Genomic DNA, 26,425 nt, shown 5'->3' on the forward strand with positions numbered 1-26,425 from the left:
ACCATGACGACCGATGGCAGGGTTGAAAGCGACGGGACGCATTGGAGGACGGCGCATGGCCGCTCGCTCGACATTTCCGGCCGCGGCAGGATCATGGGGATCGTCAACGTCACGCCCGACTCCTTTTCCGACGGCGGCCGCTTTGACCGGGTGGATGCCGCCCTTGTCCATGCGCTGGCACTGGTGGGCGAGGGGGCGGATATCGTCGATATCGGCGGTGAATCGACCCGCCCCGGCGCGGCACCGGTGAGCGCGGCCGAGGAGCAGGACCGCGTCTTGCCGGTGATCGAGCGCCTTGCGAAGGAAGGCCCGGTTCTGATCTCGGTCGATACCTATCGCGCCGAGACCGCCCGTCTTGCAATCGAGGCCGGCGCGCATATCGTCAACGACGTGTTCGGCTTGCAGAAGGAGGCGGCGATGGCCGGTGTCGTCGCGGCTGCGGGAGCGGGCGTCTGCATCATGCACACCGGCCGGGGCCGCGAGACGCTTGCCGATGTCGTGTCCGACCAGCATGCGTTTCTCGACCGTTCGCTGGAGATTGCGGCTGGGGCCGGAATCGGCCGGGAGCAGATCGTTCTCGATCCCGGTTTCGGATTTGCCAAGGATGTGCGGGAAAACGTGGAACTGATGGCCCGTTTCGGTGAACTGGCCGGTTTCGGCCTGCCGCTTCTGGCCGGCACGTCGCGCAAGCGGTTCGTGGGCGCGCTCACCGGCCGCGACGATCCCGGCGAGCGAGACGGCGGCACGGCGGCCACGACGGTGATCCTGCGCATGGCGGGTGCCGCCGTCTTCCGGGTCCACAACGTCGCCGCGACGCGGGACGCGCTCGCGGTTGCCGATGCCGTTCTCGCCGCGCGCCGCAGCCTGAATGTCCGGTCATGAGGAGGGCGCCATGAGTGGCACATATCGTATCTATCTGAAGAATTGCGCTTTCTTCGCCCGCCACGGGGTGATGGACGAAGAGAAGGTTCTCGGCCAGCGCTTTTTCGTCGATGCCGAACTGATCGTTGCGGATCGCGATGCGCTCGATCGCGACGATATCGCGGGAACGGTCCATTACGGCGAGGTGTTTCAGGTAATCGAGGCGGTGGTCACAGGGGAGCGCTTCTACCTGATCGAAGCCCTGGCAAGACGCATAGGCCGCGTCGTGTGCGAGCGCTTTCCCGATGTGGTCCGCGCCTCGATCACGGTGCGTAAACCTTCCGCGCCGGTGCCCGGCGTGCTCGATTATGTCGAGGTGACGGTCGATCATCCCGCCTGATCGGTCCGCAGCGCCCGGCGAAAGGCCGACGCTATGTCGCGCGATGCGCTTTCCGGTCAGCGGATCGAGCCGACCGCCATCGTGTCGGGCTGGCGGCCGAGCGTCATGCCGATCACCGGAACCATACGGTCCTCGACCTTCACGGAGATCGTCACATTCATCGAGTTCTGGTCGTCGACCCGGGCGACGAGCGCGCCGTTGAGCTGCGCGCGGCTGATACCCATCACGGCACGGTTGTTGGCCACGGTGCCCGACACGATGTCGAGGCCCTTGCCGGCCGCGCCGTCGAGGAACGTGCCGGTATAGCCGTTGCCCTTGGCGGCAATGAAAGCGGACATGGGCTGGGTGAAGACGCCGACGCGGCAGGTTCCGTCCAGCTTGATGCCGGCTTCCTTGCCTTCGGCGGGCTCGCCCTTCAGCGTGCAGTTGAACTTGGTGCCCTTGTATTTTCCGGCGACGATTTCTCCCGGCCCCTTCCATTCTCCGGCAACGGAATCGAAGAAGGCCTTGTCGCGCGGACCCGCTTCGGCTGCGGTTCCGGAAAGCGTGGCAAGCATGACGGCGATGGCGGCGTGACCGCCGGCGAGCGAAAAGATGCGCGAATACATGTTACTTTCCCTGACAAGCAGCGATCTCGTTACCGTCACTCTAGCCTGCGAATGGTTAACGAGGGGTTGATTGCAGGATAACGGATTCACCATGTCCGGCAATCCTTTCTTTACCGGCCGGCCCGCGGGCGTGTTCACCGGAGGGGCTTTAGGCGCCCGGCCGCCCGATGCGGCACTGGAAGCAATTGTTGCGGGCCGAGCGCACATGCACATAGGCGACGTCGTCGCGCGCCAGCAATTGCGCCGCATAGGCCGCGATGCGCGTCGTCGGCGTGACGGCGCCCGTGCCGTAGACGATCCGGTCGTTAGGGCCATAGCCGCGGACGATATAATCGGGGCTGTTCAGCATCGGCGGCAGGATTTCGGCGGCTTCGTAGCGCGGGCAGGCCGCTGCATGCAGGAAGATCGGCCCCGTCTCGGCATAAGGCTGAAGGGTCGGAAACGGCCGGTAGGCCAGAACCGGCATCGGTTCGCCGGCGTCGATGAGGCCGAGGCAATGCCGGCAGGGCATGCCGCCGGGGGAGGTCAGCCGCTCCGGCGCGTTGCCATAGGCATCGGCTTGCCCGGCGCGAAACGCTTCGGCCTGGCCGGAGGGGATGGCGGTGAAATGAACGGTCATGGCAGTCTCCTTTCGATAGCGCCTTGATGCGCCGCCGAAAGGAGAGAAGCCACCCGATTTCCGTCGATGTGCGATCAGCGCACGAATTCGTCGATCCGGCGGATCGTCACGCGCCGGTTGCGCCATTCCTCGCGCTGTGTGTTGACCAGCAGGTAACGCTCGCCGTAGCCGACGGTATCGAGCGCGCGCGGCGGGATGCGGAAGTCGCGGACCAGTACCCGTTTCATCGCCGCGGCGCGCGCTTCGGACAGGGCGAGGTTGGAGGCGTCCGAGCCGACGGCGTCCGTATGCCCCTCGATGAGGAAAACCGCGCTGCGGCGGCGGCTCAGGATACGTTCGAGCGCCGTGCCGATTTCACGAATCTTGCCGTATTCCGAGCGGGGAATGTCTGCCGAGCCGAAGGCGAAGTTGATCGACTGGATATCGATCGACGGCGCCATCCGTCGCAGGTCCGGCCGGCGCTTGAACTCGCGGATGTCCACCCGGTCGCGCGGCGCAACGTTGCGGCCGGACGGCGCTTCGAGACGGCGCATGATGGCATCTGCCGATGGCATCTGCTGGGCAAGCGCAAGGCCCGGGGCCGCCGCCGTGGCGGCGAGAGCGAGCAGGAAAGCGCGGCGGTTCATGGTGTCCTCCTTGGGTTCTTTTGTTCGAACCCATCCTGGAGGATTCCGGCTGAAGGAAAGATGAACCGCCGGTTGGCGGCGGTTCAGGTTTGGGCGGACCTGTCCGGCGCCCGCCTCAGCCGCGCAGGTCGCGCTTGAAGATCGCCAGGAGTTCGGCGTCGGTGATCGGGTCCACCAGCGTCTCGTAGGTCTGATAGGGCTCGAAACCGTAGCGCTGGTAAAGCTGGAGCGCGCGGGGATGATCCAGCGTGTTCGTCGAGACGGTCACTTTCTGCGGATCGAGCGCCCAGGCGGCATAGAGGGCCTGAAGCAGGAACCACTTGCCGACCCCGAGACCGATCGCGTGCTCGAACAGGCCGAAATAGGCGAGTTCCACCACCTCGTCGCTCTTCTGGAAAAGCTCGAAATAGCCGGCCGGCGCGCCGTTGACGTGCAGAACCGTTACCGATGTCTTCGGGTCGTCGAGGACGGATTTCAGCTCGATATCGCTCATGCGCAGGCGTTCGTGCCAGTGATAGCGCATGCCGACCTGCGTGTATAGAAAGCGGTAGAAGGGCAGCGGAATGTTGGTGGCGCGGATGAGAGCGGTCTGGATGTTGACCGGCACGGCAAGGCTGGCCTTGGGCGGAGCCGTCATTTCCAGAAGCGTCACATGCGCCTTCAGCGGCGCATAGTCCGGCTTCGTTACGGCATCGGCCTCGCCGGTTACGATGGCCGTTTCGGGCAGGCTTCCCCATTCGGACCACGAGCCGTCATAAAGGCTGTAATCATCCACGCCGAGCGATTCGAGCGCCAGCGCGATGACAGCCGCGGTCACGCCGGAGCCGCAACTCGTGACCACCGGCTTTTCGAGATCGATGCCCGCTTCCTCGACCTGCTTGCGCAGCGTCGAAAGATCCTTGAAGCGGCCGTTTTCGGACAGCGTCACGGCGGGCAGGTTGCGGGCGCCCGGCATGTGGCCGGAGCGCATGCCGGCGCGCGGCTCCGCATCCGCGCCGGTGAAGCGTCCCGCCGGCCGGGCGTCGGCGATCTGGCGGGAGCCGGTCTCGACGATCTCGGCCATTTCCGACAGCGTCGTGACGCGCTCCTTGCGGAATTTCGGCGTGAAAGTAACGGGTTCAGGCTCGGGCAGGTCGGTTTCGACCGGGCGGCCTTCCGCCTTCCAGCCGTCGAAGCCGCCGTCCAGCACGTAAACGCGGCTTGCGCCCATCGTGCGCAGCATCCACCAGACGCGCGGCGCGGAGAAGAAGCCGATGCCGTCATAGACGACGATCGTGTCGGTCTCGCGGATGCCGAACTTGCCCATCGCCTCGGCGAAGGCCTGCGGCGACGGCAGGGTGTGCGGCAAACCGCTCGACTTGTCGGCGATCACGTCCTGATCGAAGAACACCGCCCCCGGAATATGGCCGGCCGCGTATTCCGCAGCGCCGTTCCGGTTGTGCGAGGGAAGGTACCAGGACGCATCGACGATCCTGAATTCGGGTGCGCCAAGCTGCTTTTCCACCCAGTCGGCGGAAACGACGAAGCGGCTCTTGCCGGTGCTCATGGTATCTCTCCCTTTTGGCCGTGGGACCCGTTCAGTTTTCGGCCGCACCGAAGCGGATGCGGAAACGACGGTTCTCCCGGCCTTTCTTTTCGATTTTGGCGATATGGATCGGCCCGATCTCTCCGGTGGAGGAGACATGCGTGCCGCCGCAGGGCTGGCTGTCGACGGCGGCATCCTTGCCGATGCAGACGAGGCTGACCTTGCCGAAGCCGACCGGAGGCCGGACGCTCTTGGACTTGACGAGGCCCGGATTGGCGACAAGCTCCTCGTCTGTGATCCATCGGACGTAGACGGGATGATCCGCCTCGACGAGCTTCATCAGTTCTGCCGTCACGGCGTTCCTGTCGACGGTCTCGCTCATGTCGAAATCGACGCGCGATTCGTCTTCGCCGACAGCCGCGCCGGTGATCGGAAAGGAGCAGACGACCGAAAGCAGGTGGCAGGCGGTGTGCATTCTGGACAGTTTAGCCCGGCGGGTGCCGTCGACATGCAGGACCAGCCGTTCGCCCACCGCCGGCAGAGGCTCGCCCGGCGACGGAACGTGGAGAACGATGTCCTTGCCGGCGCCGTGGCGCGTGGCGTCGAGGCCGATGCGGCTGCCGTCGGCGCGCTCGACATGACCGGTATCGCCCGGCTGGCCGCCGGAGGCGGCATAGAAGCAGGTCCGGTCGAGTTCGAAGGTCCCGTCGTCGTTGACCGCCGTCACCGTCGCTTCGCTTGTAAGGAGCGTGAAGTCCTGACGGTAGAGCGTATCGACGGGCATGGCATTCTCAAACGGTTTCGAACGGAATTTCTATTTCCCTTTTGTGCGTCAACCAGCCCGGCTCAGGCAAGCCCTTGGCCCGAAGAAATTCGGGGTTGAACAGCTTTGACTGGTAGCGGTTGCCGTAATCGCAAAGGATGGTCACGATGGTGTGTCCGGGGCCGAGGTCCGCGGCCAGCCGGATGGCGCCGGCGATATTGATGCCCGTGGAGCCGCCGAGGCACAGGCCCTCCTTTTCCACGAGGTCGAAGATGATCGGCAGGGCTTCCGCATCGGGAATGCGATAGGAGAAATCCGGCGTGAAGCCTTCGAGATTGGCCGTGATGCGGCCCTGTCCGATGCCTTCGGTGATGGAGGAGCCCGGAGCGGTCAACTCGCCCTTGGTGTAATAGTCGAAGAGGGCGGCGCCTTCCGGATCGGCAAGCGCGATCTTCACGTTCTCGTTGAAGCTCTTGAGGCCGATGGCCGTGCCGGCCAGCGTGCCGCCGGAGCCGACGGCCGCGACGAAGCCGTCGACCTTGCCGTCCAGATCGCGCCAGATTTCCGGTGCGGTGGTTTCGATATGCGCCTGCCGGTTGGCGACGTTGTCGAACTGGTTCGCCCAGATCGCGCCGTTCGGCTCGGTCTTTGCAAGCTGTTCCGCCAGGCGGCCGGAAAGGCGCACGTAGTTGTTCGGGTTCTTGTAGGGAACCGCGGGCACCTCGACCAGTTCGGCGCCCAGAAGCTTCAGGGCGTCCTTCTTTTCCTGGGCCTGCGTTTCGGGAATGACGATGACGGTGCGATAGCCGAGCGCGGCCCCGACCAGTGCCAGCCCGATTCCCGTGTTGCCCGCCGTGCCTTCGACGATCACGCCGCCAGGTTTCAAGAGGCCGCGCTTTTCGGCGTCCCGGATGATGTAGAGCGCGGCGCGATCCTTGACCGACTGGCCGGGATTGAGAAACTCGGCCTTGCCGTAGATGTCGCAGCCGGTCAGCACGGATGCCCCCTTGAGGCGGATCAGAGGCGTGTTGCCGATTGCGCTCAGAACCGTTTCATGCACCGTCATCGAGAATGCCTTTCCTGCGGAGGACATGGAATTGTGAGGCATTTATTCTGCCGAGATCCCTTTATGAACAAGAAATTATATTTCCGCTATCCGCAAATCAGGGCAAAGTTAATCCGATCCGGTGGCGGGGCCGGTCTGGCCGGTGGCTGCGTAGGCCGCCAGCGCCTTCCGGCGCGCGTCCGCGTGATCCACGAGTGGCTGCGGATAGGCCTCGCCCGGCACGATGCCGGCGCGTGACAGGACGTCGGCGGGCGCCTCGAACGGACGATGGATGTATTTGTCGTCCAGTTTTGCCAGTTCGGGTACGAATTCGCGAACGTAATCGCCCTTCGGGTCGAATTTCTCGCCCTGGAGAACGGGATTGAAGATGCGGAACCACGGCGAGGCATCGGCGCCGGAGCCGGCGACCCATTGCCAGTTCGCGGCGTTCGAGGCCGGGTCTGCATCGACCAGCGTATCGCGGAACCAGCGTTCTCCGTGACGCCAGTCGATCAGCAGGTCCTTGACGAGGAAGGAGGCGGCGATCATGCGCACCCGGTTGTGCATGGTGCCGTGCCGCCAGAGCTGGCGCATGCCGGCGTCGACGATCGGATAGCCCGTCAGACCCTTCGTCCATTTCGCGAACCGTGCCGCGTCGAAATGCCAGTCGAAGGCGTCGAAGCGGTTGTTCCAGTTGCGGGTCGGCAGGTCGGGGAAATGATAGAGCAGGTGATAGCAGAAGTCGCGCCAGGCCAGTTCCTTGCGGAAGCGGACGAGATTGTCGTGGCCGGCCCGGCCGCCGAGCCCCTTCGTCGCATGCCAGATGCGGGCCGGCGAGATTTCACCCATCGCCAGATGCGGCGACAGAAGCGACGTGGCGTCCTTTGCCGGGAAATCGCGCTCCGAATCGTAGTATTCGAGCCTGTCCGACAGGAATGCGTCGAGCCGGCGATGTGCCTCGGCTTCGCCGGGGGTGAATATTTCGCCGAAACCCGATGCCCAGTCCGGCTTTACCGGCAGGAGATTCCAGTCGTCCAGCCGTTCCGATTGTGGCCAGCCATCAGGTGCGTGCAGGCGGCGCGGGGCGTCGGCGGGCGGCAGCGGGTCGCCCGCGCGGTCCAGCGCGTTCCAGAAGGGTGTATAGACGCGAAACGGCTTGCCGCCACCCGTCAGCAATCGCGTCGGTTCGTGCAGGATCTGGCCGGGAAAACTCTTCACCGCGATGTCGTCGGCCTTCAGCGCCTGCTTGACCGGCGTGTCCACCGCGATTCCCAGAGGATCGTAGCGGCGGTTCCAGAACACCGCGCCGGCTGAGGTCTCGCGAATGAGTTCTTCCAGCACCGTCCTTGCGCCGCCGCTTTTCAGGACGAGGCGGCTACCGAGGGGCCGGAGGCTTTCGCCGAACGCCGCGAGCGAGTGATGCAGCCACCATTTCTGCGCGCCGCCGAGCGGGCCGGTGCCGGCGCTTTCCGGTTCGTATATATAAAGTGGGATGATCGGCGCGCCGGTTTCCGCGGCTGCGGCGAGGGCGGCATTGTCGTCAAGGCGCAGATCCTTGCGTAGCCAGACGATGACGGGACGGGCGGATGTCACGGTAAATCCCCGGAATGAATTCGATGCGGTCGAGACCTATAACGGCGAAAGCCGCCTCGTGGTTCACGGGGAAGGCATTTTAAAACCGTTTTTCCGGTTCGGTGGCGCCGCTGTAGCCCGAATGCGGGGAATTCGACGGTTAGGGTTAGGACCTGATCAAATTGTTGTCTTTATTATCTGTTTCACTCCTTCTTTGAGTTTCGAAGCAGGGAGGCTCATGATGAGCGATTTGTTCTGGCTTTCGGATGAGGCGTGGGTGGCCATACAGCCGCATCTGCCGAAGAACCAGCCGGGTGCTCGACGTGTCGATGATCGTCGCGTCATTTCCGGTATCCTCCATGTGTTGAAGGTTGGATGTCGCTGGCGTGACGTTCCACCTGAATACGGCCCCGCAAAGACGATCTACAACCGCTATCATCGCTGGTCGCAGCGCCGGATCTGGCACCGTATTTTCGAGAAGATGGCGGCACGTGGCCCTGTTCCACAGGAGCTTTCTATCGACAGCACGCACATCAAGGCCCATCGTTCCGCCCAAAGCTCAAAAGGGGGGCCTGGGCGCAAGCGATTGGCACGTCACGTGGCGGAAGAACAAGCAAAATCCATTGTCTGGCCGATGATCGCGGCAGACCGGTCGCGCTTGCCCTGACGCCGGGTAATGTTGCCGACATCAAGATGGCAATTCCGCTGCTCGACGTTGCCCGCCCCACCAAACGGCTGATCGCAGACAAGGCTTACGATGCCGACAGCTTGCGCGGATGGCTCGCGAAAGCAAATATCAAAGCCGTCATCCCCTCATCGGCGGCACGAAGGACACCATATCCCCTCGATCGAAAAGCTTATCGCCGCAGAAACGTCATCGAGCGCCTCTTTTGCAGGCTCAAAAACTGGCGACGCATTGCAACCCGATACGATCGCTTGGCAGTAAATTACTTGTCCGCTGTTGCTCTCGTTTCAGCAATAACGGATTGGATTTGAATGAGTCCTCATCCTAGGGAGAGAAGGGCTGAATCAGAAAAGACGCCTTCGCATTGACTGTGAAGGCGTCTTGAAAACTGGCTCCCCGGGTCGGATTCGAACCGACGACCTATCGATTAACAGTCGAGTGCTCTACCGCTGAGCTACCAGGGAATGCCGGCGAACCGTATTGGCCGCGGCGTTGGGTGGCCTTCTACAAACGCTTCTGCGATTTGCCAAGCACTTTCTTCAAAAAAATGGGTTCTTGTTTTATTTTTCCCCAACCCCCATCTCCTGTAAACGAAACGATTGATCGTTGTGAGGAGAGAAAGTGCCGGAAGCCAAGGTGAAAGGCCGTTATCGCGTCAATGTCGAGACGGGACGTCTGGAATTGGGGAGAGTAGCACTGCCGGTGCCGCGCAGCCGCAACGCCCGCGTGGCGATGGGTGGCGGGCTGGTCGTCGGCGGCCTGCTCGGCTTTCTCCCGGTCGTCGGCTTCTGGATGTTTCCGGTTGGCCTGATCGTCTTGTCGCACGACCTGCCAATGGTGCGCCGGGCACGGCGAAGAGTCGCCGTGTGGTGGAGCCGCAGACGCAGCGAGAAGGCGTGACGCCGAATTTTCGCGGGGATCGGATGTTCGGGCGGCGCTTCGTCCGAACCGACGGTCCGGCGCGGAAAAGGGCAATATTTCGAACCGACCCCTCTTGCATCGTCGGAGGTTTCGGTCTAATTCCGCGCCACCACAGCGAAATTCGCGAACGAGGGGCCTCGTGGCGGAGTGGTTACGCAGAGGACTGCAAATCCTTGTACCCCGGTTCAATTCCGGGCGAGGCCTCCAATATTTTCAATATCTTATCGTTGCTTTTTAAAGCTGTTTCCCGCAAGGGCAAGCGCCTGGGAGAAATGCAGGCATGGCCGTTTCGCGTGGATTTGCGCGACGGGTGCCTGACACCCGTTGCGGTTTTTTACGCCGCGTTGCGCACCAGCCTTGAAAGCGCGCCCGCGCGCGATTAAGACACGATGGAAAAGGCAACACGGCTTTCGAGATTGGGGCGACACGACATGACAGATTATGAAGCCGCACGCGTACATATGGTGGACAGCCAGCTTAGGACGACGGACGTGACGTCCCATACTGTTCTCTCGGCATTTCTGACGGTGCCGCGCGAGGCTTTCCTTCCCGATGCCTTGAAGCCGTTTGCCTATGTCGACGAGGACATGCCGATCACGCAGGCCGTTCCCGGGACCGAGCCCCGCTATATCATGGAGCCGTCGCCGCTCGCCAAGCTGATCCAGCTTGCCGATATCCGCAAGACGGACGTTGTGCTGGAAGTCGGCTCTGCCGAAGGCTATGTGGCCGCGGTTCTGTCCCTCCTGGCCGGTTCGGTCGTGGCGCTGGAAAGCGACGAGGTTCTGGCCGCATCCTCGGCGCAGACGCTTTCGGCGCTTGGCTATGACAATGTTGCCGTCGTGACCGGCGTCTTGCCGCAGGGCTATCCGTCGGAAGCGCCCTACGACCTGATTTTCCTGAACGGTGCTGCCGAGGAAGTGCCGGAAGCGCTGTTGTCGCAGCTTCGCGACGGCGGACGTCTGGTCGCCGTTACCGGCAACGGCCATGCGGCGCGGGCGACGGTCATCAGCCGCGAAGGCACCCATTATTCGACGGTGCGCTACTTCAACGCCGCCATCAAGGTTCTGCCGGGCTTCCGCAAGGCTGCCGAATTCGTATTCTGAAACGCAGGGACAAACGCCGTTTAACGAAGGCCGGGCAGGCGATGCCCGGCCTTTTGCGTTGTCCGTCGAATACAAGGGCAACAAAGCTGTGCATGCGGCACGAATTGTCAAAGGTTGAGATTCCGTTACCGCCGCTCATCGCCTAGGATCGGTTCCGAATCGGCTTCCGACCGGGAATCGCTTCGTTGTGTCTGGAGCCGTTCCGGCCATAGCGGGAACCGGTTTGGCGGAAGACCAAAGAGATGGAGCGTTGAAGGTGATCCCGTTTTTCACCGGAAATGCTCTCGGCAAACGGGGATTGAAATGGCTCAGCCAAGTGTAGCGCGTGAACCGTCGATGGAAGAAATTCTGGCCTCCATCCGCCGGATTATCGAAAGCAACGAGCCCGGGGCACTGCTTTCCGGGCAGGCGGGCGACGAACCGGTCTCCGGATTCGACTACACTGAGGAAGATCAGGCCGGCGCGGATTTTGCCGATGCGTCGCATCCCGTCGTTGCCGACAGCGCGGGCATGCCGTTGAGAGCAGCCAATACGGCGGTTCCGCCGCGCGCGGAGCGCGAAGCTCCGGCGGCTCCCGCAGAGAAGCCGCAGTCGCTGGCCGATATCGCCGCCCGCGTCCGCGCCGCCGCCGACCGCCCGGCACCGGCAGTGCCGCAGCGCGAGGAATCGTCGCTGTTCCCGCAGCCTTCGCTGCTTCACCCGGTTGCCGGTCAGGGGGCGCCGGCCCGGACGTCGACGGAACCGGCCGCGGCGCCCGAGCCTGCGATCCCGCGCTCTACCGTCGAGGATCTGCCGCTGCGCGCGGCGGCGCCTCTTCACGCGCCGGATCCGTCGCAGTCCGTCGTGCCGAACCTGTCGTCCTTCGAGGGCGAGACCGTTGCGGCGGCCGACACGGCGGTGTCGGGCTACGAGGCCGAGGCCGAGGCCGATACGCACGGGCCGGACCTGACTTTCGCCGCACCCGGGCAGGATGGCGGGCAGGCTGTTGCCGACGACGCGCCCGTGGCCGAATCGGCGGCGCTGTCACTTTTGTCCAGCGAGACCGGAGCGCTGGTCGCGCGGTCTTTCGACGAGCTTGCGGAAGCCGTCGACGGCGCGCAGCGCCGTTCGCTCGACGAGATTGCCGAAGAGCTTTTGCGCCCGATGCTGCGCGAATGGCTGGACGACAACCTGCCGACGCTGGTCGAGCGGCTGGTGCGCGAGGAGATCGAGCGCGTGGCGCGCGGTCCCCGCCGCTGACCTAGGTCGCCGGGACCGGTCGGTTTCCGGCGTCTTCGCGACAATTCGCCTTTGGGCCGCTCCGGGCAACGGGGCGGCTTTTTTATTGACTCGGCCTCCGCCATCCGGTTTACAAACCGGCATCTTCAAATCCTATTCAGGTCCGAAAATGCTCGAAAAGACCTACGACTGCACCACCGTCGAACCGAAAATCGCCAAGGCATGGGACGAGGCCGACGCCTTCCGCGCGGGTGCGAATGCCGCGCCCGGTGCGGAAAGCTTCTGCATCGTGATTCCGCCGCCGAACGTGACGGGTTCGCTGCATATGGGCCATGCGCTCAACAACACGTTGCAGGACATCATGGTTCGCTTCGAGCGCATGCGCGGCAAGGACGTGCTGTGGCAGCCGGGCATGGACCATGCCGGCATCGCCACCCAGATGGTCGTCGAGCGCAAGCTGATGGAACAGCAGCTTCCCGGCCGCCGCGAGATGGGCCGCGAGGCCTTCGTCGAGAAGGTCTGGGAATGGAAGGCTGAATCCGGCGGCACGATCTTCAACCAGTTGAAGCGTCTGGGCGCCTCCTGCGACTGGTCGCGCGAGCGGTTCACAATGGACGAGGGCCTGTCCGCCGCCGTGCTCGAAGTCTTCGTCTCGCTCTACAAGGAAGACCTGATCTACAAGGACAAGCGCCTTGTGAACTGGGACCCGAAGCTTCTGACCGCGATTTCCGATCTGGAAGTCGAGCAGGTCGAGGTGAACGGCAATCTCTGGCACCTGCGTTATCCGCTGGAAGAGGGCGTCACCTACAGGCATCCGGTCGCCTTCGACGAGGAGGGCAAGCCGACCGAGTGGGAAGAGCGCGACTATCTGGTCGTCGCCACCACCCGTCCCGAGACGATGCTGGGCGATACCGGCGTCGCGGTTCACCCCGAAGACGAGCGCTACAAGGACATCGTGGGCAAGCATGTCGTCCTGCCGATCGTCGGCCGCACCATCCCGATCGTCGCCGACACCTATCCGGACCCGACGGCTGGCACCGGCGCGGTGAAGATGACGCCGGCGCATGATTTCAACGACTTCGAGGTCGGCAAGCGCACGGGGCTGAGGATGATCAGCATCCTGAACGTCGATGCGACGGTGACGATCACCGACAATGACGATTTCCTCGAAGGCCTGACGCCGACCCGCGAGCAGCAGGAAGTGTGGGAAAGCCTTCAGGGGCAGGACCGTTTCGTCGCCCGCAGGAAGATCGTCGAAATCCTCGAAGCCGAAGGCCTGCTCGACAGGATCGAGCCGCACAAGCACATGGTTCCGCATGGCGACCGCGGCGGCGTGCCGATCGAGCCGCGCCTGACGGAACAGTGGTATGTCGATGCGAAGACGCTTGCCGAGCCGGCGATTGCTTCGGTTCGCGAGGGCCGCACCAAATTCGTGCCGAAGAACTGGGAAAAGACCTATTTCGAGTGGATGGAGAACATCCAGCCGTGGTGCATTTCCCGCCAGCTCTGGTGGGGACACCAGATTCCGGCCTGGTACGGTCCGGACGGGCAGGTCTTCGTCGAAAAGACCGAGGAAGAGGCGCTCGACGCCGCCGTCCAGCATTATCTCGCCCATGAAGGCCCGTGGAAGGCCTGGGTTCAGGAAAAGCTCGAGAACTTCGCGCCGGGCGAAATCCTGACGCGCGACGAAGACGTTCTCGACACCTGGTTCTCCTCGGCGCTGTGGCCCTTCTCCACGCTCGGCTGGCCGGAAGAGACGCCGGAACTGGCGCGCTACTATCCGACCACGGTTCTCGTCACCGGCTTCGACATCATCTTCTTCTGGGTCGCCCGGATGATGATGATGGGCCTGCACTTCATGAAGGACGAGGACGGCAATCCGGTCGAGCCGTTCGGCACGGTCTATGTTCATGCGCTGGTTCGCGACAAGAACGGCCAGAAGATGTCGAAGTCGAAGGGCAACGTCATCGACCCGCTGGAACTGATCGACGAGTACGGCGCGGACGCGTTGCGTTTCACGCTGGCGATCATGGCGGCGCAGGGCCGTGACGTGAAGCTGGATCCCGCCCGCATCGCCGGCTACCGCAATTTCGGCACCAAGCTGTGGAACGCGACGCGCTTTGCCGAGATGAACGGCGCCAGGCACAATCCGCGCTTCGTTCCCGAGGCGGTGACGCTGACGATCAACCGCTGGATCCTGACCGAGCTGTCGCGCACCGTGACGGCGGTGACGGACGCCATCGAGGGCCACCGGTTCAACGACGCGGCCGGCGCGCTCTATCGTTTCGTCTGGAACCAGGTCTGCGACTGGTATCTCGAACTGCTGAAGCCGGTCTTCAACGGCGAGGACGTGGCGGCCAAGAAGGAAGCGCAGGATTGCGCCGCCTATGTTCTGGACGAGACCTACAAGCTTCTGCATCCCTTCATGCCGTTCATGACGGAGGAACTTTGGGCGCATACCGCAGCGGAAGGTCTGCCGCGAGAAAACCTGCTTTGCCATACGGCATGGCCGGGCGCGGATTTCGCGGATGCCGCGGCAGCCGATGAAATCAACTGGCTGGTCGATCTCGTCTCCGGCATTCGCTCCGCCCGCGCCGAAATGAACGTGCCGCCGGCGGCGACCGCGCCGCTCGTCGTGGTGGCGGCGAGCGCCGTGACGCTGGAGCGGCTGGCGCGCCACGGCGCGGCCATCGGCCGCCTGGCGCGTGTCGAGGGCATCGCACCCGCCGAAACGGCTCCGAAGGGGGCTGCGCAGATCGTCGTCGGCGAGGCCACGGCCTGCCTGCCGCTCGGCAACCTGATCGACGTCGCCGCGGAAAAGGCCCGTCTCGAAAAGGCGATCGTCAAGGTGGAGCAGGAAAAGGACCGGCTGGCGAAGAAGCTCGGCAACGAGAAGTTCATCGCCAATGCCGATCCGGAAGTGGTTGCTGCCGACCGCGAGCGTTTCGACGATCTGGAAATCCAGCGCGCCAGCCTGAAGACCGCCCTGGAACGGGTCAGCGAGGCGGGTTGAGCCGGATTCGGCAGAGGTTGTCAGGCAAAAGGCGGGGTGATGATCCCCGCCTTTTCCGTTTCGTGGGGCGGTGACGTTTCGGAAAGCATGTTTCCGACAAAAATCCGGGGCGGGGGACTTTGTGACGATTCAGCAACAGTTTTACACAAGAGTCACAGCGCTGACCGCGTGGCCGGATTTTGTCCACTTCCCGCCACAAACGAAGCGCAGCGATAGGGCCGTGGCGAGCGGATTGCCGGGCCCGGTCCTGTCAAGAAAAGTCGCCACGAACGGGTTTTTAAAGCCGTATGGCGCCTGTCCGGGGCAGGGTGGGCAAGTGCCAGGGGGAGTTGGCGGCGATGCCGTTAAATTACCCGAAATGGCTTTTAGTGTAGGGACGTCTTCCGCAATGGAGCGCTGTTTGCGGCTCGGGGAGGACGCCTTGCAGGGTGCGGGGTTTGTGCCTGTCGAAGGGAGCACCTGAATGGCTGCTGCCGTTAGGTAAGGCTGAAGGAAAGTTGTCGTAACCATGTGGAATGTCGAGTTGAACCGCGTGAGCAGAATGACCGCTGGATGCGCCCTTGCCGCGATTGCGTTTGCGGCTGCACACGCTCCCGTGCGGGCCTTTGACATCAACAGCGGCGTCTCCAAGGAATCCGGTCCGTTCGACCTCTTCAAGTTCGGCTTCAAGGCCTACAAGAACGGCCAGAAGCAGGAAGCGGTCGAGGCATACCGCTATGCCGCCGAAAAGGGGCACACCGGCTCCCGCTGGGCTCTGGCCAACATGTATGCCTATGGCGACGGCGTGGCGCAGAACGATTTCGAGGCCTTCAAGATCTACAGCGAGATTGCCAACGAGGGCATCGAGCCCGGTTCCGGCGATACGGGCTTCTTCATCAACGCGTTGATGGCGCTTGCGAACTACTATCGCAACGGCATTCCCGGAAGCCCGGTGAAAATCGACCTCATGCAATCCCGCCAGCTTTATTTCCAGGCGGCGTCCACCTTCGGCGTTCCCGAAGCGCAGTACCAGCTTGCCCGCATGATTCTGGCCGGCGAGGGCGGCAGGGCCAATGTGTTGCAGGCCAAGAAATGGCTGAACCAAGCCAGCAAGAGCGGCCACGCCGGCGCAATGGCGGTTTTCGGAAACCTGCTTTTCGAGGAAGGGCAGGGCGCGCGCGGCCTGGCGTTCATGACCGCCGCACTCGACCGCTGCAATCCGAAGGATTGCCCGTGGATGCAGAGCCTTCAGGAACAGGCCTTTGCCGTCGCATCGGAAAACGACCGCCGCGCCGCCATCTCGCTGGCCGGCAATATCACCCGCAGCGGCGATTGACCGGTCATCGATTCTGGCGCGTTCCGTCAGAATTCGAAGGAAAATTCTCCGGTCATCGGCACATGGTCGGACGGCTTCTCCCAGCCGCGGACATGTTTTTCCACCGCCGCTGAAACGAGACGGCCCGCCGCTTCCGGCGACAGCATCAGGTGATCGATGCGGATGCCGTTGTTCTTCTGCCAGGCGCCGGCCTGATAATCCCAGAACGTATAGATTTTCGCAGCATCGCTGACTGCGCGCAACGCGTCGGTGAAGCCGAGGTTCTCGAGACGCCTGAACGCCGCCCGCGTTTGGGGCAGGAACAATGCGTCGCCCTCCCAGACCCTCGGGTCGTGGCAGTCGAAAGGCTCGGGAATGACGTTGTAGTCGCCGGCGAGAATGAACGGCTCCTCCAGAGCGAGCCGGTCCCCGGCAAAGCGGGCGAGACGGTCCATCCATGCCAGCTTGTAGGGATATTTCACCGGGTCGTCGGGCGGGTTTCCGTTCGGCAGATAGAGCGAGCAGACGCGTAACGCCCCGCCCTTGACGGAGAAGACGCCTTCGATGAAGCGGGCCTGCCCGTCCGCATCGTCGCCCGGCAGTCCACGATTGACTTCGTCGGGGCGGGTCTTCGAGAGCAGGGCCACGCCGTTGAACCCCTTCTGCCCGTGCGTCTCGACGTGATAGCCGAGCGCTTCGATCTCCAGACGCGGAAACGTCTCGTCGACGGACTTGATCTCCTGAAGGCAGACGATGTCGGGGGAGGAATCCTTCAGCCACTGGCAAAGGTTCTCGATGCGCGCCTTGACGCCGTTGATGTTCCAGGTGGCGATCTTCAAGACGCGCTCCGCGAGTGGGATGTAGGGATGTCAGATGGAGAAGCTGGTGCCGCAGCCGCAGCTTGCAACTGCGTTCGGGTTCTTGATCTGGAACGATTGACCGAGCAGGTTATCGACGAAATCGATCTCGGAGCCTTCCATGTAGATCAGCGACATGCTGTCGATCAGGACTTTCGCGCCGTCGCGTTCGATGATCTGGTCGTCGTCGGCCGGATCGTCCGCAAGATCGAACTTGTAGGAAAAGCCGGAACAGCCGCCGCCCTCGACCGAAATGCGCAGGGCCTGCTTGCCTGCCTCGGCGCCGATGATCTGGCTGATGCGCCGGGCCGCTGATTCGGAAAGGGTAATGTTCGTTGTCATCTTCAAACCTCCATGCGGTTCAAGGCCGCGCGGGTTGTCATTACTTTGCGCCGTTTCGCCAAACCGCCGAGAAAAGGGATTATAGTCCTGATTCGAACGGGCCGCCATCGCGTTGCGAGCGCGCTGCACGGCTTTCCGGCATCCGGATTTATAGGTATGGAGGCGAAAGCATGACGTCAATGGGTTGGATGAGGCGCTGATGACGATAGACAGGACAGCATTGGGGTTCGGCAACACGGCGCCCGCGATCTATGCGGCGGATCCCTGGGCCTCGCGCGGTCGTCTGTTCCCCGAGGACGTCAGTCCGACCCGTTCCGAATTCCAGCGCGACCGCGACCGCATCGTCCACACCACCGCCTTTCGCCGCCTGAAGCACAAGACGCAGGTGTTCATCGGCCCTGACGGCGACCATTACCGCACGCGGCTGACCCATACGATCGAGGTGGCGCAGGTGGCCCGCGCGCTGGCGCGGGCGCTGCGTCTCGACGAGGATCTGGCCGAGGGCATCGCGCTCGTCCACGATTTCGGCCACACGCCCTTCGGCCACACCGGAGAGGACGCGCTCGACGAGATGCTGAAGCCCTATGGCGGCTTCGACCATAATGCCCAGTCGCTCAGGATCGTCACCAGGCTGGAACGACGCTATGCCGACTTCGACGGCATCAACCTCACCTGGGAGGCGCTGGAGGGGCTGGTGAAGCACAACGGCCCGCTTCTGACGCCGGACGGCGAGGGAACGCGCGGGCCCGTGCCGCAGCCGATCCTCGATTACTGCGAGGTTCACGACCTGCAACTGGCGAGCTACGCCAGCCTGGAGGCGCAGGTGGCGGCGATTGCCGACGACATTGCCTACAATACCCACGATATCGACGACGGCCTGCGGTCGGGCTATCTCACCTTCGAGATGCTGGAGGACATTCCCTTCCTCGCCGGATTGATGGCCGAGGTGCGGGCACGTTATCCTGATCTTGAGGCGACGCGCTTTGCCAACGAGATCCAGCGCCGCCAGATCACCCGCATGGTGGAGGACGTGATCCACGTCGCGCAGACGCGGCTGAAGGCGCTTGCGCCGCAAAGTGCAGACGATATCCGCGCCGCCGGGCAGGTGATGGCCACCTTCTCGCCGGAGATGGCGGCGACCGACCGGCAGATCAAGGCGCTGCTTTTCTCGCGCATCTACCGGCACCCGGAGATCATGCGCATCCGCGAGGGGGCGGCGAAAATCGTGCGCGACCTGTTCACGGCCTATATGAACGATCCACGGGAAATGCAGAGCCACTACTGGATCGATCACATCGCCGGGCTGAGCGAGGCGGCGAGGGCGCGCCACGTCGGGGACTATCTGGCCGGTATGACGGACAGCTATGCGGTGAATGCGCATCGGCGTTTGTTTGACCGGACTCCGGATTTGCGATAGGCAGCGGCGGAATAATTTCAGCAGCGTGCCGGCGAAGCTGGCGGAGCGGGGCGTGCTTGTGCCGGAACCGCCCCGCATAGGGCTGTGCGGCGGGCAGACGTGGACGGGACAATGAACCTTTTTACCGATTTTGGAACGCGGATCGCCAGGGCGCTCGAGGAAATCGACGTCGTGCGCGAAAAGCGCGATGCGCTGGATTTCTCCCGGGTTGCCGTCGAGCCTCCGCGCGACCCGGCGCATGGCGACGTGGCCACCAATGCGGCGATGGTGCTGTCCAAGCCGCTCGGGCTCAATCCGCGCGCGCTTGGCGAGATCATCGCCGACAAGCTGAAGCAGGACCCGGAAGTGGATGACGTCAACGTCGCCGGCCCGGGCTTCATCAATGTCCGCCTGTCCGTGGGCTACTGGCAGCGACTTCTCAGGACCATCGTCACGGAAGGCGAGGATTACGGCCGCTCGTCGGTCGGCGCGGGCCGCAAGGTCAATGTGGAATATGTGTCCGCGAACCCGACGGGTCCGATGCATGTCGGTCATTGCCGCGGCGCCGTCGTCGGCGACACGCTGGCCAATCTGCTGGCCTTTGCCGGCTATGACGTGACCAAGGAATATTACATCAACGATGCCGGCGCCCAGGTTGGCGTCCTGGCGCGCTCGGTTTTCCTGCGCTACCGCGAGGCGCTGGGCGAGGAGATCGGCGAAATCCCCGCCGGCCTCTATCCCGGCGATTATCTGAAGCCGGTGGGCGAGGCGCTGAAGGAGGAGTTCGGAACGAAGCTTCTGACCATGCCGGAGGAAGAATGGCTGCCGATCGTTCGCGACCGCGCCATCGATGCGATGATGGTGATGATCCGCAGCGATCTCGCGGCGCTGAACGTGCGCCACGACGTGTTCTTTTCCGAGCGGACCCTGCATGCGGGCAATGCCGGGCCGATCCTCAGCGCCATCAATGACCTGACCTTCAAGGGGCATGTCTATCGCGGCACGCTGCCGCCGCCGAAGGGGCAGCTTCCGGAAGACTGGGAGGATCGCGAGCAGACGCTGTTCCGCTCCACCGAGGTGGGCGACGATATCGACCGCCCGCTGATCAAGTCGGACGGTTCCTACACCTATTTCGCGGCGGATGTGGCCTATTTCAAGAACAAGTTCGACCGCGGTTTCTCCGAGATGATCTACGTTCTCGGTGCGGATCACGGCGGTTACGTCAAGCGTCTGGAAGCCGTCTGCCGCGCTGTTTCCGAAGGCTCGGCGAAGCTGACGGTCCTGCTGTGCCAGCTCGTGAAGCTTTACCGCGACGGCGAGCCGGTGAAGATGTCCAAGCGTTCCGGCGATTTCGTCACGCTGCGCGAGGTGGTCGACGAGGTGGGGCGCGATTCCGTGCGCTTCATGATGCTCTACCGCAAGAGTTCGGAACCGCTCGATTTCGATTTCGCCAAGGTGACGGAGCAGTCCAAGGACAACCCGGTCTTCTACGTGCAATATGCGCATGCGCGCTGCACCTCGGTGTTCCGGCAGGCGGAGGAAGCCTTCCCCGGCATCGGCCGCGATCCGGCGGCATTGGCCGCCGCCGTCGAGGGAATCACCGATCCCAGCGAGCTTCAGCTCATCGCCAAGCTGGCCGAATATCCGCGTCTGATCGAGCAGGCGAGCCTCTCGCAGGAGCCGCACAGGGTGGCTTTTTACCTTTACGATCTCGCCAGCGCCTTCCATGCGCACTGGAATAAAGGTAAAGATCAACCGGAATTACGGTTTGTTAACGATAAAAATAGAGAATCCACGCTTGCCAGACTAGGGCTGGTGCATGCTGTCGCAAGCGTTCTGAAGTCCGGGCTCACCGTTACGGGCACCGACGCGCCGCTGGAAATGCGATAGCCTGTCACCATTTACCCACAATGCGCTGGCATGGAAATGCACGCGTTGAGAGTAGGTGTAAGTGATGGCTCAGGAAAAATACGCATACGGGAGCAATCCGGGGGATCTGTTCGCTGACGACGATCCTCTGGCGGAGCTGGCTCGTATCGTCGGATACGATCAGCCGTCGCCCCGTCAATCCGCTGCCGTTCCGCCTGCGGAGCCGGTGTCGGAGCCGGCGCGTCCGGTTGCCTCGGAGCGCCCCGAACCGCTGTTCGATCTTGAAGACGAGCTTCTGAAGGAGTTCGAGCGTTACGACGCCCCGGAACTCGATCCGGTCGGCTCGATTGCCGTCGACCTGCCGGCGGACGACCGGCGGACCGGGCAGGCCGATGCCGCGCCGGTGCATGTCGAGCCGTCCTTCACGGGTCATTTCACCGAAAATCCGGTTCCGCTGCCGTCGCATTCGCGCCCGCCGGTCGAAGAGGCCAGGGCCGCGATTGCCGGCGGGTTCTCCGCCGAATCCAAGGACGATGATGCCGGCGAGCCTTCGTTCGATGCCGAGGGCGACCCTTCCTTCGATGTCGATCTTGCCGATGAACTTGAGCTTGCTGTGGCCAGCGACGATCCCGGGCTCGTCGAGCCGGTTGCCGAACGGCGCCCCGACGTGTTCCGCATGCCGCTTGCCAATTTCCAGCCGGCCCGCCGCGAGCCCGTGGTGGTCGAGGAAGCTCCCGTTGTCGAGCAGGTGTCCGAGCCGGAGGCGCCTTTCGTCGAGCAGCCCGAGCAGGCCTATGACGTCGAGCATTTCGATACCGCGGAAATAAAGGATGCGGCCCCGCAGCCCGCTTTGGATTTCGCGCCCGAGGAGGTTCCCGCCGAACCTGCCGAGCCCGTCGTCGCAGCCGCGCCGGAGCGTCAGGAGCCGGAGCTGGAAGATTTCGACGCCGCCATCGCGGACGACGAATTCGAACTGGCGCTCGATGGCCTCGAGATCGATCTTTCCGATATCGTCATGAGCGAGGTCGGCGTTGCCGAGCCGGTTGAGCCGGTTGCCGCGAAGGCTCCCGTGGAACAGCCTGCCGTCGTTGTGGAAGAGCCAGCCGCTGTTTCCGCCGTGCCCCAGTCCGAGGAGGTCGCGTGGTCCGGGGATCTTCCCGGTTTCTCCGAAGCGTCCGCCGATGGCGACATGCCGTTCGATGCGTCGCAGATCTCCGATCCCGACTACGGTCCCGAGGTGGTCGCCGACCTCGACGTGCCGGACATGCCGCAGCATCGCGCGGACGAGCCGAAAGCGCAGCCGCCCGTCTTCGATGCGGATTTCGACGCCGAACTCGCCGAACTGATCCATGACGAACGTCCCGCTGTCGCCGCTGCGGTGGCCAAACCCGCCGAGGCCGCCCAGCCGGCCAGGCAATCCGCGCCCGACCTCGACGATTTCTCGTTGATGATGAACGAGGATTTCAGCGATCCGACAAGCACGCCGCTGGATATCGAACGTCCGACCGGCCGTATGGTCATCGATCCCGACACGATGGAGGTGGTCGATCCGGAAGGCAGCCGCCGCAGTCGCGGCTGGATGGTTCTTGCGGCATCCGTGGCCATTCTGGCATCGGCGACCGGTCTTTATGCGTGGTGGAGCAACGGCGGCATCGGCGGTCTCGCCAGCGGCGACGGTCCGCCGATCGTTCTGGCCGACTCCGAACCGGTAAAGGTCGTTCCCGAAAATCCGGGCGGCAAGACCGTCCCCAACCAGGACAAGGCTGTCTATGATCGCGTGGCCGGCGGCGGCACATTGGCCCCGACCCAGAGATCCCTGATTTCGTCCAGCGAGGAGCCGCTCGATGTGGTTCAGCGCACGCTGTCGCCCGAGAACTTCCCGCTCCAGCGGGCGGAGGACGAGGAGATCACCGAGGTTCAGGACGACCGTCTCCAGCCCGGCGACGGTTCGGGCAGCGCTGCCGCCGAAGCCCCGGCCGATTCGAATGTCTCCCTGCGCAAGGTGCGCACCATGATCGTCCGTCCGGACGGAACGCTGGTGGCCCGCGAAGTGCCCGAAACGCCTGCCGCTCCGGTCGCTCCCGCGGCCCAGACCCAGACGGCCGCCGCTCTGCCGGCCTCGTCCAGCCCGTCGCCGGTTGCCCCGCCGCCGGCCGGAATGCCGGCATCCGTACAGGGTACTGCCACGCCTGCCGCAAGCGACGACGCTCTGTCGCAGGCGGCTGACAGCACCGTGGCCGAACCGCCCGCCGCGACCGCCCCGCCGGTTCAGACGGCGGGGGACCGTGCCCCGGTTCCGGTTCCGCGCCCGGCCGAGCAGCCCGTCAATGTCGTCGGCACCGTGACCAACGAGGGCAATGTTCGCCCGGCGGCCAATGCCAGTGCTCCGGCCACCCCGGCCGCCCCGCAGGAGGTCGCATCCGCGACGACGACGCAGGTTCCGCCCGGCACCTATGTGGTGCAGATCGCATCGCTTCCGAGCCAGGCCGAGGCGGAGCGGAGCTACAGCAGCATGAGCAGCCGGTATGGCAGCATCATCGGCGGTCGCGACGTCGACATCCGGGCGGCCGACATTCCCGGACGGGGCACGTATTACCGCGTCCGCGTCGTGGCCGGCTCCAAGGCCGACGCCGACACGCTGTGCGGCAGGCTGAAGCAGGCCGGCGGCTCCTGCCTCGTGACCCGCTGAGCGTGACGGCGATGGCATCCGGCGAAGACCGCATCACCGTGCTTGAGGAACTCGTGGCCCATCAGGGCCGCGTCATCGAGGATCTGTCCGGCGAACTGGCCGAGCAATGGAAGGTTATCGAGCAGATGCGCAAGAAGCTCGACCGTCTGACGGAGCGGCTTCTGGACCTCGAGGAGCAGGCGCTCGAAGCGCCTGCCGTCACCCGTCCTCCCCATTACTGATCTTTCCGCGACGGCAATTCCGCCGTCGTTCTTTCCGCGGTGTTTTCGATGAGCGATTCCAAGGCGATGATCCTCGGCCTGAAGGGCCATGTATTGACGACGGAGGAGAAGGCCTTTTTTCGCGGCGAGCAGCCCTGGGGCTTCATCCTGTTCGCCCGCAACCTGTCCGAGCCGGCGCAGATCGCCGACCTGGTCGCCTCTCTGCGCGAGACCGTGGGCGGCCGCGACGCCCCGGTTCTCATCGATCAGGAGGGCGGGCGCGTCCAGCGCCTGCGCCCGCCGATCGTGCCGAACTATCCGCCGGCGGCGGTGCTCGGGGCGCTTTACGACGCGGACAGGGACAGGGGAAAGCGGGCGGCATGGCTGCTCTCGCGCCTTCACGCCTTCGATCTCCAGCGCTCCGGCATCAATGTCGATTGCCTGCCCGTTCTCGATGTGCCGGTCGCCGGCAGCCACAATGTCATCGGCGACCGGGCCTATGGCACCGAACCTGAAACCGTTTCCGTCATGGGGCTGGAAGCCGCCGCGGGCCTGAAGGCGGGGGGCGTCCTGCCGGTGATCAAGCACATGCCGGGGCACGGGCGCGGCATGGCCGATTCGCATCATGAATTGCCGGTCGTGACCGCCAGCCGCGCCGAACTCGAGGCGCACGACTTCATTCCCTTCCGGGCGGCGCGCCACGAACTGATGGCGATGAGCGCCCATGTCGTCTACACCGCGCTCGACCCGGACCATCCGGCGACGACCTCCCGTTACGTGATCGACAAGATCATACGCGGCCATATCGGTTTCGACGGGCTGCTGATGTCGGACGACATCTCCATGAACGCGCTCAAGGGCACGATTGCCGAACGGGCGAGGGCGATTGCCGCGAATGGCTGCGATATGGTCTTGCATTGTCATGGCGACATGGATGAAATGAAGGATGTGGCGGCGGCGGTGCCGGTCCTGTCCGGCAAGGCGCTTCGGCGGGCGAAGGCCGTCGAGGCTGCGCTCGGCAGGAAAGACGATGCCGACGAGCAGGCGATCCGGGCCGAGTTCGACAGGATGCTGGCCACGTCCTGACGCGCGGGCTGCGCGAACTTTGAAATGTGAGGAGCATGGCGGAATCCCGTTCCATTCCGATGGACAAGCTTTGGAGCGACGAGACGGTCGTGGAACGCGGCGTTTCGGAGCCCGCGCTCGTCATCGACGTTGCGGGTTTCGAAGGCCCTCTCGATCTGCTGCTGCATCTGGCCCGCAGCCAGAAGGTCGACCTGTCCCGTATTTCGGTTCTGGCGCTTGCGGAACAATATCTCGAATTCGTCGAAAGCGCTCGCCGCGTCCGGCTGGAACTGGCCGCCGACTATCTGGTCATGGCGGCGTGGCTGGCCTACCTGAAATCGCGCCTGCTCATTCCGCAGCAGAAGAACGACGACGAGCCGAGCGGCGAGGAGATGGCCGCGACGCTGGCGTTCCGGTTGAAGCGGCTGGAGGCGATGCGCGAGGTGGCCGCAAAGCTGATGGCGCGCAGCCGGCTGGGCGTTGACGTGTTCGCGCGCGGCATGCCGGAACATATTCCGGGAAAGGCCGACCTGGCCTTCGACGCCTCGCTCTTCGATCTGTTGTCGGCCTATGCCAATCTGCGCCAGCGTCAGGCGATCACGCAGGTGACGATTGCCCGGCGCGAGGTCTGGTCGCTCGCCGATGCCCGGGAAATCCTGCTTCTCCTGCTCGGCGAGGATCTGGGCTGGACGTCGCTCGACCGCTATCTGGCGCGTTACATGACCTCGCCGGAAGACCGGGCGACCGCGATTGCGAGTTCGTTCGCCGCTTCGCTCGAACTGGTGCGCGAGGGCAGGCTGGAAATCCGCCAGGATGGCGCGTTCGGGGAGATCTACATGCGGGCCGGGACCGCCCGGGCCGACGCTCGCCCGGAGACGGGTGAGGGCGCCGATGGAGACCGTTGACCCGGCCGTGGCGGAAGACGGGACGGAGGCGGGCCTGCCCCGTGAAGCCCTGCGGACGGCGGAAGCGTTGGTCTTCGCCTCGTCCGGTCCCGTGTCGGAAGCCTATCTGGCCGACCGCCTGCCGCGCGGAGCCGATGTCCGCGCGATCATGGAGACCCTGCAGCGCGAGTATGCGCCGCGCGGCGTCAATCTCGTCCGCGTGGACGATCACTGGGCGTTTCGAACGGCCGGCGATCTTTCCTTTCATATCCGCACCGACGATCAGGAGCCGAAGAAGCTTTCGCGCGCCGCTTTGGAGGTTCTGGCCATCATCGCCTATCATCAGCCGGTGACGCGGGCCGAGATCGAGGATATTCGCGGCGTGCAGACGTCGAAGGGAACGCTCGACGTTCTGATGGAGGCGGGCTGGGTGCGGTTCCGGGGACGCCGGCGCTCGCCGGGGCGCCCGGTCACGCTCGGCACGACCCGCGATTTTCTCGACCATTTCGGCCTCGAGGAACTGCGCGACCTGCCGGGCCTCGACGAGCTGAAGGGGGCGGGGCTGCTGTCGGGGCGCATACCGCCCGGCCTTTCCGTCCCGCGTCCGCCGTCCGACGACGGATTTTCCGACGACGAGGACCCGATCACCCAGATGGATCTGGAGGAACTCGGCCTGCTGGCGCCGCGCGCGGAAGACGAGGCTTGAGCGGCGCGGATCGGGCAAATCCTTGGAAAGCCGGATTTCATTCGCGAATGTATTTGAAAAAAAGCCTCAATGGTCTTACATCCTTGCGCATCGAGCGGTGCAGCGCGCTGCGTCCGGGTGCAGTGAAAGCTGCGTAATTCATTTTGGTTGCATTGCTTTCGTCC

Annotated in this window: 24 protein-coding genes, 2 tRNA genes and 1 pseudogene; 17 read left to right on the forward strand and 10 right to left on the reverse strand. The window is 64.0% G+C overall.

Annotated elements, in window-relative coordinates; all coding sequences use genetic code 11:
• Positions 1 to 3 precede the first annotated feature (3 nt).
• Both folP and folB read left to right on the forward strand, forming a co-directional pair.
• Positions 4 to 882: a dihydropteroate synthase gene (gene folP, locus NOF55_RS10515; RefSeq protein ID WP_442342030.1), complete on the forward strand. Its 879-nt coding sequence runs from the start codon at positions 4 to 6 to the stop codon at positions 880 to 882.
• 10 nt (positions 883 to 892) lie between these two features.
• Positions 893 to 1,261: a dihydroneopterin aldolase gene (gene folB, locus NOF55_RS10520; protein WP_306411327.1), complete on the forward strand. Its 369-nt coding sequence runs from the start codon at positions 893 to 895 to the stop codon at positions 1,259 to 1,261.
• Positions 1,262 to 1,317: 56 nt separating this feature from the next.
• Here folB and NOF55_RS10525 read toward each other — a convergent pair whose 3' ends face one another.
• The 7 genes from NOF55_RS10525 to NOF55_RS10555 form a co-directional block, all read right to left on the reverse strand.
• Positions 1,318 to 1,869: a hypothetical protein gene (locus tag NOF55_RS10525; RefSeq protein WP_306411328.1), complete on the reverse strand. Its 552-nt coding sequence runs from the start codon at positions 1,867 to 1,869 to the stop codon at positions 1,318 to 1,320.
• 148 nt (positions 1,870 to 2,017) lie between these two features.
• Complete coding sequence (locus NOF55_RS10530; RefSeq protein WP_306411329.1) at positions 2,018 to 2,488, reverse strand: DUF1203 domain-containing protein; 471 nt, start codon at positions 2,486 to 2,488, stop codon at positions 2,018 to 2,020.
• A 74-nt stretch (positions 2,489 to 2,562) separates the two neighbouring features.
• Positions 2,563 to 3,114: an OmpA family protein gene (locus NOF55_RS10535; protein WP_306411330.1), complete on the reverse strand. Its 552-nt coding sequence runs from the start codon at positions 3,112 to 3,114 to the stop codon at positions 2,563 to 2,565.
• 115 nt (positions 3,115 to 3,229) lie between these two features.
• On the reverse strand, positions 3,230 to 4,660 hold the full coding sequence (gene sseA / locus NOF55_RS10540; RefSeq protein ID WP_306411331.1) for a 3-mercaptopyruvate sulfurtransferase: 1,431 nt from the start codon (positions 4,658 to 4,660) through the stop codon (positions 3,230 to 3,232).
• A gap of 31 nt (positions 4,661 to 4,691) precedes the next feature.
• Entirely contained in the window at positions 4,692 to 5,423 is a 732-nt protein-coding gene (locus tag NOF55_RS10545; RefSeq protein WP_306411332.1) for an alanyl-tRNA editing protein, read from the reverse strand.
• 7 nt (positions 5,424 to 5,430) lie between these two features.
• Positions 5,431 to 6,468: a cysteine synthase A gene (locus tag NOF55_RS10550; RefSeq protein ID WP_306411333.1), complete on the reverse strand. Its 1,038-nt coding sequence runs from the start codon at positions 6,466 to 6,468 to the stop codon at positions 5,431 to 5,433.
• Positions 6,469 to 6,576: 108 nt separating this feature from the next.
• Entirely contained in the window at positions 6,577 to 8,040 is a 1,464-nt protein-coding gene (locus tag NOF55_RS10555; RefSeq protein ID WP_306411334.1) for a cryptochrome/photolyase family protein, read from the reverse strand.
• A gap of 220 nt (positions 8,041 to 8,260) precedes the next feature.
• Here NOF55_RS10555 and NOF55_RS10560 point away from each other — a divergent pair.
• Positions 8,261 to 9,015: pseudogene (locus NOF55_RS10560) on the forward strand (IS5 family transposase).
• Positions 9,016 to 9,093: 78 nt separating this feature from the next.
• Here NOF55_RS10560 and NOF55_RS10565 read toward each other — a convergent pair.
• A tRNA-Asn gene (locus NOF55_RS10565) sits at positions 9,094 to 9,168 on the reverse strand.
• A gap of 157 nt (positions 9,169 to 9,325) precedes the next feature.
• Between NOF55_RS10565 and NOF55_RS10570 the strand changes: the two genes are divergently transcribed.
• The 7 genes from NOF55_RS10570 to exoR all read left to right on the forward strand — a co-directional run bounded on the left by NOF55_RS10570 (position 9,326) and on the right by exoR (position 16,274).
• Positions 9,326 to 9,604, forward strand: a complete 279-nt coding sequence (locus tag NOF55_RS10570) for a hypothetical protein (protein ID WP_306411335.1) — start codon at positions 9,326 to 9,328, stop codon at positions 9,602 to 9,604.
• A gap of 154 nt (positions 9,605 to 9,758) precedes the next feature.
• Positions 9,759 to 9,832 (forward strand) — tRNA-Cys (locus NOF55_RS10575).
• Positions 9,799 to 10,008 (forward strand): hypothetical protein, encoded by a 210-nt coding sequence (locus NOF55_RS10580; protein WP_306411336.1) that lies wholly within the window; start codon positions 9,799 to 9,801, stop codon positions 10,006 to 10,008. The genes NOF55_RS10575 and NOF55_RS10580 overlap by 34 nt, the downstream gene beginning before the upstream one ends.
• Before the next feature lie 48 nt (positions 10,009 to 10,056).
• Positions 10,057 to 10,728, forward strand: a complete 672-nt coding sequence (locus NOF55_RS10585) for a protein-L-isoaspartate O-methyltransferase family protein (RefSeq protein WP_306411337.1) — start codon at positions 10,057 to 10,059, stop codon at positions 10,726 to 10,728.
• A gap of 303 nt (positions 10,729 to 11,031) precedes the next feature.
• Positions 11,032 to 11,967 carry a PopZ family protein gene (locus NOF55_RS10590; RefSeq protein ID WP_306411338.1) on the forward strand — a complete coding sequence of 312 codons (936 nt, stop codon included), beginning with the start codon at positions 11,032 to 11,034 and terminating at the stop codon, positions 11,965 to 11,967.
• A gap of 148 nt (positions 11,968 to 12,115) precedes the next feature.
• Positions 12,116 to 14,959, forward strand: a complete 2,844-nt coding sequence (locus NOF55_RS10595; protein WP_306411339.1) for a valine--tRNA ligase — start codon at positions 12,116 to 12,118, stop codon at positions 14,957 to 14,959.
• Positions 14,960 to 15,467: 508 nt separating this feature from the next.
• Positions 15,468 to 16,274 carry an exopolysaccharide production regulator ExoR gene (gene exoR, locus NOF55_RS10600; protein WP_370868968.1) on the forward strand — a complete coding sequence of 269 codons (807 nt, stop codon included), beginning with the start codon at positions 15,468 to 15,470 and terminating at the stop codon, positions 16,272 to 16,274.
• A 26-nt stretch (positions 16,275 to 16,300) separates the two neighbouring features.
• Here the strand turns inward: exoR and xth are convergent, their stop codons facing one another.
• Positions 16,301 to 17,092: an exodeoxyribonuclease III gene (xth, locus tag NOF55_RS10605; RefSeq protein WP_306411341.1), complete on the reverse strand. Its 792-nt coding sequence runs from the start codon at positions 17,090 to 17,092 to the stop codon at positions 16,301 to 16,303.
• Between the two features lie 30 nt (positions 17,093 to 17,122).
• Positions 17,123 to 17,452, reverse strand: a complete 330-nt coding sequence (gene erpA, locus NOF55_RS10610) for an iron-sulfur cluster insertion protein ErpA (protein ID WP_306411342.1) — start codon at positions 17,450 to 17,452, stop codon at positions 17,123 to 17,125.
• Positions 17,453 to 17,651: 199 nt separating this feature from the next.
• Between erpA and NOF55_RS10615 the strand changes: the two genes are divergently transcribed.
• The 7 genes from NOF55_RS10615 to scpB all read left to right on the forward strand — a co-directional run bounded on the left by NOF55_RS10615 (position 17,652) and on the right by scpB (position 26,261).
• A complete protein-coding gene (locus NOF55_RS10615) occupies positions 17,652 to 18,869 on the forward strand; it encodes a deoxyguanosinetriphosphate triphosphohydrolase (protein WP_306411343.1) in 1,218 nt (405 codons plus the stop codon).
• Between the two features lie 111 nt (positions 18,870 to 18,980).
• Entirely contained in the window at positions 18,981 to 20,738 is a 1,758-nt protein-coding gene (argS, locus tag NOF55_RS10620; RefSeq protein ID WP_306411344.1) for an arginine--tRNA ligase, read from the forward strand.
• Positions 20,739 to 20,802: 64 nt separating this feature from the next.
• Complete coding sequence (locus NOF55_RS10625) at positions 20,803 to 23,406, forward strand: SPOR domain-containing protein (RefSeq protein WP_306411345.1); 2,604 nt, start codon at positions 20,803 to 20,805, stop codon at positions 23,404 to 23,406.
• 11 nt (positions 23,407 to 23,417) lie between these two features.
• Entirely contained in the window at positions 23,418 to 23,627 is a 210-nt protein-coding gene (locus NOF55_RS10630; protein WP_306411346.1) for a SlyX family protein, read from the forward strand.
• Positions 23,628 to 23,675: 48 nt separating this feature from the next.
• Entirely contained in the window at positions 23,676 to 24,692 is a 1,017-nt protein-coding gene (gene nagZ / locus NOF55_RS10635) for a beta-N-acetylhexosaminidase (protein ID WP_306411347.1), read from the forward strand.
• A 35-nt stretch (positions 24,693 to 24,727) separates the two neighbouring features.
• A complete protein-coding gene (locus tag NOF55_RS10640; RefSeq protein WP_306411348.1) occupies positions 24,728 to 25,576 on the forward strand; it encodes a segregation and condensation protein A in 849 nt (282 codons plus the stop codon).
• On the forward strand, positions 25,563 to 26,261 hold the full coding sequence (gene scpB, locus NOF55_RS10645; RefSeq protein WP_306411349.1) for an SMC-Scp complex subunit ScpB: 699 nt from the start codon (positions 25,563 to 25,565) through the stop codon (positions 26,259 to 26,261). Before NOF55_RS10640 ends, scpB begins: the two co-directional genes overlap by 14 nt.
• Positions 26,262 to 26,425 lie beyond the last annotated feature (164 nt).

Source organism: Ectorhizobium quercum, assembly GCF_026552795.1.
Classification (GTDB): domain Bacteria; phylum Pseudomonadota; class Alphaproteobacteria; order Rhizobiales; family Rhizobiaceae; genus Ectorhizobium; species Ectorhizobium quercum.